This window comes from Serratia inhibens (assembly GCF_003591175.1).
Classification (GTDB): domain Bacteria; phylum Pseudomonadota; class Gammaproteobacteria; order Enterobacterales; family Enterobacteriaceae; genus Serratia; species Serratia inhibens.
Map to the genome: position 1 here is coordinate 151944 of NZ_QYYG01000002.1, position 13235 is coordinate 165178.

Annotated in this window: 15 protein-coding genes; 13 read left to right on the forward strand and 2 right to left on the reverse strand. The window is 58.8% G+C overall.

Features of this window, described 5'->3' with window-relative positions:
• Window positions 1-683 precede the first annotated feature (683 nt).
• Both D4100_RS09700 and fliE read right to left on the reverse strand, forming a co-directional pair.
• A complete protein-coding gene (locus tag D4100_RS09700) occupies window positions 684-956 on the reverse strand; it encodes a hypothetical protein (RefSeq protein ID WP_244941654.1) in 273 nt (90 codons plus the stop codon).
• A gap of 221 nt (window positions 957-1177) precedes the next feature.
• Complete coding sequence (fliE, locus tag D4100_RS09705) at window positions 1178-1492, reverse strand: flagellar hook-basal body complex protein FliE (protein ID WP_119804202.1); 315 nt, start codon at window positions 1490-1492, stop codon at window positions 1178-1180.
• Between the two features lie 317 nt (window positions 1493-1809).
• Here fliE and fliF point away from each other — a divergent pair, with 317 nt between their 5' ends.
• The 13 genes from fliF (at window position 1810) to fliR (ending at window position 12829) form a co-directional block, all read left to right on the forward strand.
• A complete protein-coding gene (gene fliF / locus D4100_RS09710) occupies window positions 1810-3510 on the forward strand; it encodes a flagellar basal-body MS-ring/collar protein FliF (protein ID WP_119804203.1) in 1701 nt (566 codons plus the stop codon).
• On the forward strand, window positions 3507-4499 hold the full coding sequence (fliG, locus tag D4100_RS09715; protein WP_006321409.1) for a flagellar motor switch protein FliG: 993 nt from the start codon (window positions 3507-3509) through the stop codon (window positions 4497-4499). Before fliF ends, fliG begins: the two co-directional genes overlap by 4 nt.
• Window positions 4492-5190, forward strand: a complete 699-nt coding sequence (fliH, locus tag D4100_RS09720) for a flagellar assembly protein FliH (protein WP_119804204.1) — start codon at window positions 4492-4494, stop codon at window positions 5188-5190. Before fliG ends, fliH begins: the two co-directional genes overlap by 8 nt.
• Entirely contained in the window at window positions 5190-6551 is a 1362-nt protein-coding gene (gene fliI, locus D4100_RS09725) for a flagellar protein export ATPase FliI (RefSeq protein ID WP_119804205.1), read from the forward strand. The genes fliH and fliI overlap by 1 nt, the downstream gene beginning before the upstream one ends.
• Before the next feature lie 21 nt (window positions 6552-6572).
• The gene (gene fliJ / locus D4100_RS09730; protein ID WP_006321412.1) at window positions 6573-7019 is read left to right on the forward strand and encodes a flagellar export protein FliJ; all 447 of its coding nucleotides are present in this window, start codon (window positions 6573-6575) and stop codon (window positions 7017-7019) included.
• On the forward strand, window positions 7016-8245 hold the full coding sequence (locus D4100_RS09735) for a flagellar hook-length control protein FliK (protein WP_119804206.1): 1230 nt from the start codon (window positions 7016-7018) through the stop codon (window positions 8243-8245). Before fliJ ends, D4100_RS09735 begins: the two co-directional genes overlap by 4 nt.
• Before the next feature lie 432 nt (window positions 8246-8677).
• Window positions 8678-9160 (forward strand): flagellar basal body-associated protein FliL, encoded by a 483-nt coding sequence (gene fliL, locus D4100_RS09740; protein ID WP_119804207.1) that lies wholly within the window; start codon window positions 8678-8680, stop codon window positions 9158-9160.
• Window positions 9161-9165: 5 nt separating this feature from the next.
• The gene (gene fliM, locus D4100_RS09745) at window positions 9166-10167 is read left to right on the forward strand and encodes a flagellar motor switch protein FliM (RefSeq protein WP_006321424.1); all 1002 of its coding nucleotides are present in this window, start codon (window positions 9166-9168) and stop codon (window positions 10165-10167) included.
• Entirely contained in the window at window positions 10164-10577 is a 414-nt protein-coding gene (fliN, locus tag D4100_RS09750; protein WP_006321426.1) for a flagellar motor switch protein FliN, read from the forward strand. The genes fliM and fliN overlap by 4 nt, the downstream gene beginning before the upstream one ends.
• On the forward strand, window positions 10577-10981 hold the full coding sequence (fliO, locus tag D4100_RS09755) for a flagellar biosynthetic protein FliO (protein WP_119804208.1): 405 nt from the start codon (window positions 10577-10579) through the stop codon (window positions 10979-10981). The genes fliN and fliO overlap by 1 nt, the downstream gene beginning before the upstream one ends.
• Window positions 10978-11754, forward strand: a complete 777-nt coding sequence (fliP, locus tag D4100_RS09760; protein WP_244941655.1) for a flagellar type III secretion system pore protein FliP — start codon at window positions 10978-10980, stop codon at window positions 11752-11754. The genes fliO and fliP overlap by 4 nt, the downstream gene beginning before the upstream one ends.
• Window positions 11755-11774: 20 nt before the next feature.
• A complete protein-coding gene (gene fliQ, locus D4100_RS09765; protein ID WP_006321429.1) occupies window positions 11775-12044 on the forward strand; it encodes a flagellar biosynthesis protein FliQ in 270 nt (89 codons plus the stop codon).
• 2 nt (window positions 12045-12046) lie between these two features.
• Window positions 12047-12829 (forward strand): flagellar biosynthetic protein FliR, encoded by a 783-nt coding sequence (fliR, locus tag D4100_RS09770; RefSeq protein WP_119804209.1) that lies wholly within the window; start codon window positions 12047-12049, stop codon window positions 12827-12829.
• Window positions 12830-13235 lie beyond the last annotated feature (406 nt).

A 13235-nucleotide genomic window follows, 5' to 3' on the forward strand; every position in this document is an offset into this window, starting at 1 on the left:
CATCTGCTCTCACTTTTGCTGCTCATTTTTATTACCTGATAATTTAAATGCCTTAAACTCGCACGATTATAATCCAGCAATAAGTTCAGCAATTTGAGACAAAGCATGTTTTTTATGCGTTTACTCAGGCGATTGCCCAGCTCGGTTTTCGGTTTTGTCGTTAAAAAGCAAAAAACCCACCGATGGTGGGTTTTCAAATCAGGCCTTAACCTGCCGTTCTCTCTTCAAGAGGGAATCAAGGCTTTCCAGGCTAACTTCCAGCTCCGGGATTTCGGCTTCTCTCGGCCGGCCGATATATCCCATTGAGGCGGCAGAAGTATGAGCGAATCCTTTACCCTGACTATCAATGCTCACCTCCCCAGGATGCTCCACGGGCACGCTTTTATGTCGCACGGTCATCTCAACCTCCAGAGTTACAGAAAGCTAATGCTACTACAAGTATAACAAATACCAAAAAGCTCCATGCCGTAAACGCCATCTCCCTGAATGATAAGCCGATCAGTTTAGCCTTATCACCATGCGTTTCTTCGATCTTCAATGTTGCCTTAGAGTATTGTTTTGCCAATCCTACGTACGTTGAATCTCTTGGGTTATCCAGAAAAACGCTTTCCATTTTCTGATGGTTGGTTGGCAACTTGGGGATATCTTTTAGCAAGACAGCTCTGAAAACAAAGCTCCATGCGCTACAAAGGCAAAGAAAGGTAAAAAAAACCAGCTATACATGTGAGCATGTTAAGTGCGGCAAACTTCTGATTCAGCAGCAATGCCGCGGTAAATCTGACGATCAAGATAAACGCAGTAACTATCACGCTCAAAGATGCAAAAACCTTAAGTCCCTTTTCCTCCAGCTTTCGTATCCTGTCCAAAGCCGCTGCATATTGAGTCTCTTGATACTCAAAGTACAATTTGCTCCTTTCCAGCAGTTCAACGGCAATATCATTTTCAAGCGATTTCATCGTCTTCCCTTTTTCCATTTTCACCTGCCAAAACCAATAAGATTCCATTCATAATGGGAAAAATTAGCACGGTAACCCTGGGGAATAAAATCATTAAAATCAATTAATTAGTAAAATTAAATCACTATTTAAAATGTTTCCGCATTGGCATTTGCCCCAGTCTTGCCCCGAGACTCTCGGCAGGCATGAAATTTGTTCACGAATTCAAAGAACTCAACCCATCACACCGCCATGTTCATCACTTCCTGATAGGCGGAAACCAGCTTGTTACGCACTTGCACGCCCATTTGCAGTGAGATGGACGATTTTTGCAGATCGACCATCACGTCGTTCAGGCTGACGCCCGGCGCCCCCAGCTCGAAGCCTTGCGCCTGTTTGCGCGCCGCCTGCTGGGTATCGCTGATCTTGCCGATAGCCGCTTTCAACTCGCCGGCAAAGCTGACGCCCTGCGTCGCTGAACCCTGGCTAATCTGCCCCGCTTGAATCGCCGTGGCCTGCAACTGCTGCAATACCCCTTCAATCCCCTGAATTGCCATTGTGACCTCAATAAAGACCCTGCTGCCGGACCTGTTTTCATCGGGCGCTACTTTGATGCTGAGGAGCCTACCACAGCCTTTTTATCCTAAAGCGGCTAATTAACTGCAAAAAACCCGGCTTATCGGGCCATCGAAATCGCCCTTAAGGGCAAATAATGGCACGCCCAGAAATGGGAGCGCCGCTATTTAGAAGATACGTGTATCAGGGAGTCTGTTTTGTCACCACACAACGCTAACCACACCGTCCATCAGCCTGGCAGGGAGCTACGCCGTGGCTTGCACCGGATCCTGAGCGACATTGAAGGACACGGCATAAAATGAGTGCTTCAATAACCGCCACCGAAAACCACGAAAATGGCCTGCAAGCTTTGTGGAACCGCCTGCGCGCCAACCCGAAAATTCCGCTGCTGGTGGCCGCTTCCGCTGCAATCGCCATCGTGGTCGCGTTGCTGTTATGGGCGAAAAGCCCGGATTACCGCGTGTTGTACAGCAATCTTAACGATCGCGATGGCGGTGCGATAGTGACCCAATTGACGCAGATGAATATCCCCTACCGTTTTGCCGAGAACGGCGCGGCGTTGATGATACCGGCCGATAAGGTCCATGAAACCCGCCTGCGCCTGGCGCAGCAGGGATTGCCGAAAGGCGGTGCGGTGGGATTCGAATTGCTGGATCAGGAAAAATTCGGCATCAGCCAGTTTAGCGAGCAGATCAACTATCAGCGGGCGCTGGAAGGCGAACTATCGCGCACCATCGAGTCTCTGGGGCCGGTACAGAACGCGCGCGTACATCTGGCGCTGCCAAAGCCTTCGCTGTTTGTCCGCGAGCAGAAATCCCCTTCCGCCTCCGTCACCCTGACGCTGCAACCCGGCCGTGCGCTGGATGACGGCCAGATCAACGCTATCGTTTATATGGTCTCGAGCAGCGTGGCCGGCTTGCCGCCGGGCAACGTCACAGTGGTCGATCAGGCCGGTCGCCTGCTGACCCAGTCTGACGGCGCCGGCCGCGATCTGAATGCGGCGCAGCTGAAATACGCCAACGAAGTGGAAAACCGCTACCAGCGCCGCATCGAAGCGATTCTGGCGCCGATGGTCGGCAGCAATAACGTACGTGCCCAGGTCACCGCGCAGATCGATTTCGCCACCCGCGAACAAACCGACGAAGAATACCAGCCAAACCAACTGCCGAATCAGGCCGCCGTGCGCTCTCAGCAAATGAGCCAAAGCGAGCAGCTTGGCGGGCCGCAGGTCGGCGGCGTGCCGGGCGCGCTATCCAATCAACCCAGCGCGCCGGCTACCGCGCCGATCGAAACCGCCAAGCCCAACGCCGCCGGCAATAACGCCAACGGTGCCAAACCGAATGCCACCACCACCCGCAGTACCGCGGCCAACGGCAGCGGGCCGCAGAATACCCGTCGCGATGAAACCACCAACTATGAGGTCGATCGCACCATCCGCCATACCCAGCAGAAAGCCGGAACGGTACAGCGGCTGTCGGTAGCGGTGGTGGTCAACTATCGCGGCGTCGATAAAGACGGCAAACCGCTACCGATGAGCAAAGAGCAACTGACGCAGATCGAATCGCTGGTACGTGAATCGATGGGCTTCTCCAGCAGCCGTGGCGATACCCTGAACGTGGTCAACACGCCGTTTACCGATACCGAAGCCACCGGTGGCGAACTGCCGTTCTGGCAAACCCAGAACTTTATCGATCGCCTGTTCGACGCCGGCCGCTATCTGCTGGTGTTGCTGGTGGCCTGGCTGTTGTGGCGCAAGCTGGTACGCCCGCAATTGCAAAATCGCCAGGCGGTGCAACAGGCCGCGCTTGCCGCCGCCAACGCGCCGATGGCCAAGCCGGTTGACGGCAATAAACCGAGCAATGAGGAGCTGGCGCAGCACAGGAAATCGCAGCAGCGCGTCAGTGCAGAAGTCCAGAGCCAGCGGATCCGCGATCTGGCTGATAAAGACCCGCGCGTGGTCGCTCTGGTAATCCGCCAATGGATGAGTAACGAATTATGAGTCTGACCGGAACCGAAAAAAGCGCCATCCTGCTGATGACGTTGGGCGAAGATCGCGCCGCCGAGGTGTTCAAACATCTCTCCTCGCGTGAAGTGCAGCAGTTAAGCGGCACCATGGCCAGCATGAGCCAGGTCTCGCACAAACAGCTGAGCGAAGTCCTGCGCGAGTTCGAAGACGACGCCGAACAATACGCGGCGCTGAGCGTCAACGCCAGCGACTACCTGCGTTCGGTGCTGGTCAAAGCCCTGGGTGAAGAGCGTGCCTCCAGCCTGCTGGAGGACATTCTCGAATCGCGCGAGACCACCACCGGCATGGAAACCCTCAACTTTATGGAGCCGATGAGCGCCGCCGATCTGATCCGCGACGAACATCCGCAGATCATCGCCACCATCCTGGTCCACCTGAAGCGCGGCCAGGCGGCAGACATTCTGGCACTGTTCGACGAGCGCCTGCGCAACGACGTGATGCTGCGCATCGCCACCTTCGGCGGCGTGCAGCCTGCGGCGTTGGCGGAGCTGACCGAGGTGCTGAACAACCTGCTCGACGGGCAGAACCTCAAGCGCAGCAAAATGGGCGGCGTACGTACCGCAGCCGAGATTATCAACCTGATGAAAACTCAGCAGGAAGAAGCCGTTATCGACGCCATGCGCGAATACGACGGCGAGCTGGCGCAGAAGATCATCGACGAGATGTTCCTGTTCGAAAATCTGGTGGAAGTCGACGATCGCAGTATCCAGCGCCTGTTGCAGGAAGTGGAAGGCGAATCGCTGCTGGTCGCGCTCAAAGGCGCGGAACAGCCGCTGCGCGAGAAGTTCCTCAGAAACATGTCGCAACGCGCCGCCGACATTCTGCGCGACGATTTGGCCAACCGCGGGCCGATGCGCATGTCGCAGGTGGAGAACGAACAGAAAGCCATCCTGCTGATTGTCCGTCGTTTGGCGGAGAGCGGCGAAATGATTATCGGCGGTGGCGAGGACACCTATGTCTGATCGCATTAACACCCTGCCCTGGCAACCCTGGTCACTCAGCGATCTGCTGGAGCCCAAACCGGCAATCGAGCCTTTGCCGCCGGTTGAAACCGACGCCCTGCCGCTGGACGAAAGTGCCGAGCGGCAACAGCAGTTGCTCCAGCTGCGCCTGCAAGCGGAACAGCAAGGCCAACAGCTGGGCTATGCCGACGGCCGGCAAAAAGGTTACGAAGCGGGTCTCCAGGCCGGTATGGAAGAGGGCCGCCAGCAAGGGCTGCTGGAAGCGCAGCAACAGCAGCAGCCACTGACCGCGCACTGGCAACAGTTGATAACCGAGTTTCAGCACACGCTGGATGCGCTCGACAGCGTGATCGCCTCGCGCCTGATGCAGTTGGCGCTGACCGCCGCCAAACAAGTGCTCGGCCAGCCGCCGGTATGCGACGGCACCGCCCTGCTGACGCAGATCCAGCAGTTGATCCAACAAGAGCCGATGTTCAGCGGCAAACCGCAGCTGCGCGTGCACCCGGACGACTATCAACGTATCGAACAGCAGCTGGGCGCCACGCTCAGCCTGCACGGCTGGCGGCTGTTGGCGGACGCTCAACTGCACCCCGGCGGCTGCAAGGTCAGCGCCGAAGAAGGCGATCTCGATGCCAGCCTGGCCACGCGCTGGCACGAACTCTGCCGCCTGGCTGCACCGGGAGACCTGTAATGACCGCTCGCCTCGGCCGCTGGCTGTCCTCGTTGGATACGCTGGAAAAACGCATCGCTCGCACGCCTGCGATCCGCCGCTACGGCCGCCTGACGCGCGCCACCGGGCTGGTGCTGGAAGCCACCGGTTTGCAATTGCCGATCGGTGCCACCTGCCTGATCGAACGTCACAACGGCGGTGACGTGCAGGAAGTGGAAAGCGAAGTGGTCGGTTTTAACGGCCAGCGGTTGTTCCTGATGCCGCTGGAAGAAGTGGAAGGCATCGTGCCCGGCGCCCGGGTTTACGCCCGCATTGCTCCGGAAGGGCAAAGCGCCGGCAAGCAACTGCCGCTCGGCCCTGCGCTGCTGGGCCGGGTGCTGGACGGTAGCGCCAAACCGCTCGACGGCCTGCCCGCACCGGAAACCGGCTATCGCGCACCGCTGATTACCGCCCCATTCAACCCGTTGCAACGTACGCCGATCGAACAGGTACTGGACGTCGGCGTGCGCACCATCAATGGCCTGCTGACCGTCGGGCGCGGCCAGCGCATGGGGCTGTTTGCCGGATCCGGCGTCGGTAAAAGCGTCTTGTTAGGCATGATGGCGCGTTATACCCAGGCCGACGTGATTGTCGTCGGTCTGATCGGCGAACGTGGCCGCGAGGTCAAAGACTTTATCGAGAACATCCTCGGTGCCGAAGGGCGAGCGCGCTCGGTGGTGATCGCCGCCCCGGCGGACGTCTCGCCGCTGTTGCGCATGCAGGGTGCAGCCTACGCCACACGCATCGCCGAGGACTTCCGCGATCGCGGCCAACACGTGCTGCTGATTATGGATTCCCTCACCCGTTACGCCATGGCGCAACGTGAGATCGCGCTGGCTATCGGCGAGCCGCCGGCTACCAAAGGCTATCCGCCCTCCGTGTTCGCCAAATTGCCGGCGCTGGTGGAGCGTGCAGGTAACGGCATCAGCGGCGGGGGTTCGATCACCGCGTTTTATACGGTACTGACCGAAGGCGATGACCAGCAAGACCCGATAGCCGACTCGGCGCGCGCCATTCTCGATGGCCACGTGGTGCTGTCGCGCAGGCTGGCGGAAGCGGGCCATTACCCGGCAATCGACATCGAAGCCTCGATCAGCCGCGCCATGACGTCGCTTATCGACGACGAACACTATCGCCGGGTACGCAATTTCAAGCAGATGCTGGCCAGCTATCAGCGTAACCGCGATCTGATCAGCGTCGGCGCTTACGTAGCGGGCAGCGATCCGCTGCTGGATAAGGCCATGACGCTGTATCCGCAGATGGAGGCCTATCTGCAACAGGGCATTTTTGAACGCAGCGGTTACGACGACGCCTGCCAACAGCTACAGCAGATGATCGCTTAACGTCACAAAAGGCTGAACCCGATGAAACCACAGTCACCTCTGATTACCCTGCGCGATCTGGCGCAGGATGCGGTGGAACAGGCTACGCAACAGTTGGGCCAGGTGCGCAAAGCGCAACAGGCGGCTGAGCAGCAGCTTTCCATGCTGCTCAATTATCAAGACGAGTACCGTCAGAAGCTGAATCACCAGTTGAGCGACGGCATGGACTCTTCGCACTGGCAAAACTACCAGCAATTTATCGGCACGCTGGAGCAGGCCATCGAACAACATCGCAACCAACTGATGCAGTGGGGCCAGAAGGTGGACCACGCGATGAAGCACTGGCAGGACAAACAACAACGGCTGAACGCCTTCGACACTCTGCATACCCGCGCCCAAAGCGCGGAACGGCAGAGGGAGAACAAACGGGATCAAAAACTGATGGATGAGTTCGCTCAACGCAGTTCACAAAGGAATCTACACCCATGAACCTGAATGCCGTGCCGGGCGGCGTAGCGCCTGGCGACGTCGGCGTGCTGCCTGAAGCGCAGTTGTCGCTGGATGACTCGTCGCTGTCCTCGGCCTTTGCCCTGCTGCTCGGTGCACGCACACTGTCGGCCGACAAAGATGAGGGCAAGTTGCCGCCGACATTACTGAACGCAGAAGCAGAAGATGACAGCACAACGGCACTGAGCCGCCCTCTGCAAAATCCACTGCTGGCCGCCTTCGGCGAACGCGATGGGTTGTTGTCGCCTGCCTTGTTGAAGGGTATTCAGCCACCGGCGGTGTCGGTCGGCGATGACAAACCGCAGGATGAAAAACCGGAGGCCGCCCTTCGCCCCGCCGGGGAAATCGATGCCGCTACATTGCAGGCGCTGTTCGCCATGCTGCCGCTGGCCGTTACCTCGGCCACGCCGATCACGGCCGCAACGGGGCTAAACCTTGAAGGCGAACAGGACCCGGCGCACCCTGCCGCCCTGCTGAGCGCCGCGCTGGGCCCACAGTCCAATCCTGCAGGCATCCCGATGACGCCGCCCCCAAAAGCCACGTCGTCAGTGACCGAAAAACCGCTGACCCCTGACGCACGCGCCGACGGCCCGCAGCCAACCGCGGCCCCCCATGACCAGCCGGATGCAACAGCGCTGAAATTCAGCGCCGATACCCAGCATCAGGCACCGGTCAATCAGCTGATGGTGCCGCCGGTCGCCAGCCCGACCGTGGCGACAACGCCGAACGTTTCCCTGGTCACCGCCCCGCCGACACCGCAATTAAACGCCCAGCTTGGCAGCCCGGAGTGGCAGCAGGCGTTGAACCAACAGGTGCTGATGTTCCATCGCAACGGCCAGCAAAGCGCCGAACTGCGCCTGCACCCGCAGGAGTTGGGCGCACTGCAAATCACCCTCAAAATGGACGATAACCAGGCGCAGCTGCACATCGCTTCCGCGCACGGCCAGGTACGTGCCGCCGTGGAAGCCGCCATGCCGCAACTGCGCCATGCCCTGGCGGAAAGCGGCATCAGTCTGGGGCAAAGCAGCGTTGGCGGCGACTCCATGCCACAGTGGCAACAGGCGCAGCAGCAAACTGGCGATGAGCAGGGCCGGCCGACTTACCGCGATAGCCACGGTGAGCGCGATCCGGCCGCCGAAACCCTCATCGCCCCAGCGCAATTGCAGGCGATGGCCCGCGCCGTCAGCGGCGTCGATATTTTCGCCTGAGCGGCGGCAAATGCCCAAGCTGACACGCTTTTCCCCGCCTATTCTGGCTATTGCACACTGGAATAGGCGCGATAATACCTTTACCCGTCATACTTGAAGCTGCATCTGTGTTGGCTGCGTTTGCGCGCCCCAGTCACATAGTTACCTATGCTCCTGGGGACTTACAAACTTGCCGTCGCGATGCAACTCCAATTATTTTGGGTAAATATGTCGTGCGTGCGGCTTTTACACGCGCTACATACCCACGAGACCTTAGGTTGCAGCTTGAAAAATAAAGGATATATACCCTATGGATTTCAAGTCGCAGCTAGGCGGCCAGCGCATGAGTCCCCAGGAGCTTACTCAAGTAAGTGACTGGGGTGAGTGCGAGCAGCCAACAACGCTGCGGCCTGAAAGACGAAGGGTATGTCACTACAGGAATTTGATTTAGCTATGTCTCAAAACACCCTACCGGCAGCACCGAAACGCTCCCTTCTGGTCATCCTGCTGGTGTTGATTACCGTCGCCGCCTGCGGCGCGGCAGGCTACAGCTGGTGGCAACTGAAACACCACCAAGACGGCGCTCAGCCCGCCGCCAAAGCACAGCCGCCGGCTGCGCCGGTGTTTATGCCGTTGGACACGTTTACCGTCAATCTGGTTACGCCGGACAACAACCCCGATCGCGTGTTGTATATCGGCCTGACGTTGCGCTTGCCGGATGAAAACACCCGCCGCCAGTTGAACGATTTTCTGCCGGAAGTGCGCAGCCGCCTGCTGATGCTGCTTTCCCGTCAGGAAGCGGGCCAATTGAGCAGTGAACAAGGGAAACAGCAACTGGTGGCGCAGATTAAGGACGTGCTTAGCCCGCCGCTGGTTAAGGGACAACCGAAGCAGGTGATCAGCGACGTGCTGTTCACCGCCTTCATATTGCGGTAATCACTATGGGCGACAGCATTCTTTCACAGGCAGAGATCGACGCCTTGCTCAACGGCGACAGCGCGGGTGATGAACCCGAAGCGGTGGTCAGCAACGAGAGCGAGGTCAAGCCGTACGATCCGACCACCCAGCGCCGAGTGGTGCGCGAACGGCTGCACGCGCTGGAAATCATCAATGAACGTTTTGCCCGTCAGTTCCGCATGGGGTTGTTCAACCTGCTGCGCCGCAGCCCGGACATTACCGTCGGCCCGATCCGGATCCAACCGTATCACGAATTTGCCCGCAACCTGCCGGTGCCCACCAACCTCAATCTGGTGCACCTGAACCCGCTGCGCGGCACCGCGCTGTTCGTGTTCGCGCCGAGCCTGGTGTTTATCGCCGTCGATAACCTGTTCGGCGGCGACGGCCGCTTTCCTACCAAAGTGGAAGGCCGCGAGTTCACGCCAACCGAACAGCGGGTGATCAAACGCATGCTGCGCCTGGCGCTGGATGCCTATGGCGACGCCTGGAGCGCGATTTACAAGATCAATGTGGAATACGTGCGCGCCGAAATGCAGGTGAAATTCACCAATATCACCACCTCGCCGAACGACATCGTGGTCACCACCCCGTTCCAGGTGGAAATCGGTGCGCTGAGCGGTGAATTCAACATCTGCATTCCGTTCGCGATGATCGAACCGCTGCGCGAACTGCTGACCAACCCGCCGCTGGAAAATTCGCGGCAGGAAGACAGCCACTGGCGTGAAACGCTGGTGAAACAGGTACAACATTCCGAGCTGGAGCTGATTGCCAACTTCGTCGATATCCCGATGCGGCTGTCAAAAATCCTGAAGCTGCAGCCGGGTGACGTATTACCGATTGATAAACCGGAACGCCTGATCGCCCACGTGGATGGCGTACCGGTTCTGACCAGCCAATACGGCACGTTAAACGGGCAGTACGCCCTGCGTGTTGAACATTTGATTAACCCTATTTTGAATGCTCTGAGTGAGGAACAGCCCAAATGAGTGATCCTAAGCAACCGTCTGGCGAAGGAAAGGAATCCGTGGACGATCTGTGGGCTGATGCGTTTAACGAGCAGCAAGCGACCGACAACACGTCAACAACCGAGGCGGTGTTCAAATCGCTGGAGGCGCAGGATGCCGTCGGTAGCCTGCAGGATATCGATCTGATCCTGGATATCCCGGTCAAGCTGACCGTGGAGTTGGGCCGCACCAAAATGACCATCAAAGAGCTGCTGCGTCTGTCGCAGGGATCGGTAGTCGCATTGGACGGGCTGGCGGGTGAACCGCTGGACATTCTGATCAACGGCTATCTGATCGCCCAGGGCGAAGTGGTGGTGGTGGCCGACAAGTTCGGTGTACGCATCACCGACATCATCACCCCGTCCGAACGCATGCGTCGCCTGAGCCGTTGATGAACCCAGGCTCCGCCGTGCCCGGCCAGGGCACACTGCAACCCGCCACACCGGCGCTGCCGGCCGGCTCGGTGCTGACGCAGGTCAGCGCTGCGCTTGGCGGTATCCTGCTGCTGATCCTCTTGGCCGGCTGGCTGTTCCGCCGCCTGGGGTTTGCCCCTCAGGCGCGCAACAGCAAACTGCTCAACCTGCGCGCCAGTTGCCAGGTCGGGCAGCGCGAGCGGGTGGTGGTGATTGAAGTGGATAATACCCTGCTGGTGCTGGGCGTGACCGCACAGCAAATCACCCCGCTGCACCAGCTGCCGGTTCCCGCACAGGACAGCAACGCAGCCGACGCCGCGCCGCCGGCTGATTTTCGCCAGTTGATGCAAAAAGTTCTGAAACGTCCGGAAAAATCGGCATGAAACCCATAGTTCATTGCGTCGCCTCGCTTTACCGGGGCGGAAAGGCCCTTTTCTGGCCGGCTGCCACCCTGTTGCTCGTCAGCCCGACGGCGTTGGCGCAGTTACCCGGCCTGATCAGCCAGCCGCTGGCCAACGGCGGCCAAAGCTGGTCGCTGCCGGTGCAGACGCTGGTGCTGCTGACGTCACTCAGCTTCCTGCCTGCCATGCTGCTGATGATGACCAGTTTCACCCGTATCATCATCGTGCTCGGGCTGCTGCGCAACGCGCTCGGCACCCCCTCGGCACCGCCGAATCAGGTGATGCTCGGCCTGGCGCTATTCCTGACCTTTTTCATCATGTCGCCGGTATTCGACAAGGTCTACCAAGACGCCTATCTGCCGTTCAGCCAGGACAAAATCAGCCTCGACGCGGCGCTGGATAAAGGTTCCCAGCCGTTGCGCGAGTTTATGCTGCGCCAGACGCGTGAAACCGATCTGGCGCTGTACGCCAGGCTCGCCAACCAACCGCCGCTGGCCGGGCCGGAAGCGGTGCCGATGCGCATTCTGCTGCCGGCTTACGTCACCAGCGAGCTGAAAACCGCGTTCCAAATCGGCTTCACGGTGTTTATTCCGTTTCTGATTATCGATCTGGTGGTCGCCAGCGTGCTGATGGCACTGGGGATGATGATGGTGCCGCCTGCCACCATCTCGCTGCCGTTCAAACTGATGCTGTTTGTGTTGGTGGACGGCTGGCAATTGCTGCTCGGCTCGCTGGCGCAGAGTTTCTATTCGTAACCCGCCTCAAAGGAAACATGATGACACCTGAATCGGTCATGGCGCTGGGCACCGAGGCGATGAAAGTGGCGCTGGCCCTGGCCGCCCCGCTGCTGCTCGCCGCGCTTATCAGCGGCCTGGTGGTCAGCCTGTTGCAGGCCGCCACCCAGATCAACGAAATGACGCTGTCGTTCATTCCCAAAATTCTGGCGGTGGTCGCCACCATCGTGATCGCCGGCCCCTGGATGCTGAACCTGCTGCTGGACTATATGCGCACGCTGTTCAGCAACCTGCCTAATCTGATTGGTTAGCCATGCTCACCTTTGACAGCGTACAGTTCGGCGTTTGGCTCAGCCAATACTTCTGGCCGCTGCTGCGCATTCTGGCGCTGATCAGCACGGCTCCGGTGTTCAGCGAAAAACAAATCGGCAAAAAAGTGAAAATCGGCCTCGGCGGCCTGATCGTCATCCTGATCGCCCCCGGACTGCCCACCAGCACTGTCCCCATTTTCTCCGCCGCCGGCTTGTGGCTGGCGGCCCAGCAGATCCTGATTGGCGTGGCGCTCGGGCTGACCATGCAGTTTGCCTTTGCGGCGATACGTCTGGCCGGCGAAGTGATCGGCATGCAGATGGGCCTGTCGTTCGCCACCTTCTTCGATCCCAGCGGCGGGCCGAATACGCCGGTGCTGGCACGGTTGCTCAACTTGCTGGCCATGCTGCTGTTCTTGAGCTTCGACGGCCACCTGTGGCTGATCTCCTTGCTGGCGGACAGTTTTCATACTCTGCCGATCCAGCCCGCCCCCCTGAACGGCAACGGTTTTTTGGCATTGACCCAGGTGGGTTCGCTGATTTTTATCAACGGCATGATGCTGGCGTTGCCGCTGATTTGCCTGCTGCTGACGCTGAACATGGCGCTCGGCCTGCTCAACCGCATGACGCCGCAGCTGTCGGTATTCGTCATCGGTTTCCCGGTCACCATGACCATCGGCATTATGACCCTCGGCATGATGATGCCGATGCTGGCGCCGTTCTGTGAGCACCTGTTCGGTGAATTCTTCGACCAGTTGGCCAGAGTAATAGGTGGGATGGTGAACTGAGAAAAAAAAGGCACGTCACGCCAACGTGAATGGGGGCAAGCGTGACATGCCAAACGGTGCGCCCGGTTTCAAGAGTTCCCCACCGCAGTGTTACAGCGATAACGTCCTCTAAGCACACCCAACCAAGTACCCGCCATATATCCACGACGAGTGTTTGTTATTACCCTACCCGATGAATTTCGAATTGGCCGCTCTGGCGCATCCATGCGCTCGCGGCATTCGTACATCCCTGTACAGCACAGCCAGGCACCCAGCGAACTCATCTTCAGCATTCTAGGGGCGTTAAATGAGTCGGAACTTGTGATTGTCATACCCTATGGATTTCGAGTTGCAGCTAGGCGCCCAGCTAACTCATCCCCAGGAGCTTACTTAAGTAAGTGACTGGGGTGGGTTAGTGCAGGCAACA

Bases quoted from the DNA above. Each gene is read 5' to 3' on its own strand.
- D4100_RS09700 (WP_244941654.1), bottom strand. From the start codon at position 956: ATGAAATCGCTTGAAAATGATATTGCCGTTGAACTGCTGGAAAGGAGC.
- fliE (WP_119804202.1), bottom strand. From the start codon at position 1,492: ATGGCAATTCAGGGGATTGAAGGGGTATTGCAGCAGTTGCAGGCCACG.
- fliF (WP_119804203.1), top strand. From the start codon at position 1,810: ATGAGTGCTTCAATAACCGCCACCGAAAACCACGAAAATGGCCTGCAA.
- fliG (WP_006321409.1), top strand. From the start codon at position 3,507: ATGAGTCTGACCGGAACCGAAAAAAGCGCCATCCTGCTGATGACGTTG.
- fliH (WP_119804204.1), top strand. From the start codon at position 4,492: ATGTCTGATCGCATTAACACCCTGCCCTGGCAACCCTGGTCACTCAGC.
- fliI (WP_119804205.1), top strand. From the start codon at position 5,190: ATGACCGCTCGCCTCGGCCGCTGGCTGTCCTCGTTGGATACGCTGGAA.
- fliJ (WP_006321412.1), top strand. From the start codon at position 6,573: ATGAAACCACAGTCACCTCTGATTACCCTGCGCGATCTGGCGCAGGAT.
- D4100_RS09735 (WP_119804206.1), top strand. From the start codon at position 7,016: ATGAACCTGAATGCCGTGCCGGGCGGCGTAGCGCCTGGCGACGTCGGC.
- fliL (WP_119804207.1), top strand. From the start codon at position 8,678: ATGTCTCAAAACACCCTACCGGCAGCACCGAAACGCTCCCTTCTGGTC.
- fliM (WP_006321424.1), top strand. From the start codon at position 9,166: ATGGGCGACAGCATTCTTTCACAGGCAGAGATCGACGCCTTGCTCAAC.
- fliN (WP_006321426.1), top strand. From the start codon at position 10,164: ATGAGTGATCCTAAGCAACCGTCTGGCGAAGGAAAGGAATCCGTGGAC.
- fliO (WP_119804208.1), top strand. From the start codon at position 10,577: ATGAACCCAGGCTCCGCCGTGCCCGGCCAGGGCACACTGCAACCCGCC.
- fliP (WP_244941655.1), top strand. From the start codon at position 10,978: ATGAAACCCATAGTTCATTGCGTCGCCTCGCTTTACCGGGGCGGAAAG.
- fliQ (WP_006321429.1), top strand. From the start codon at position 11,775: ATGACACCTGAATCGGTCATGGCGCTGGGCACCGAGGCGATGAAAGTG.
- fliR (WP_119804209.1), top strand. From the start codon at position 12,047: ATGCTCACCTTTGACAGCGTACAGTTCGGCGTTTGGCTCAGCCAATAC.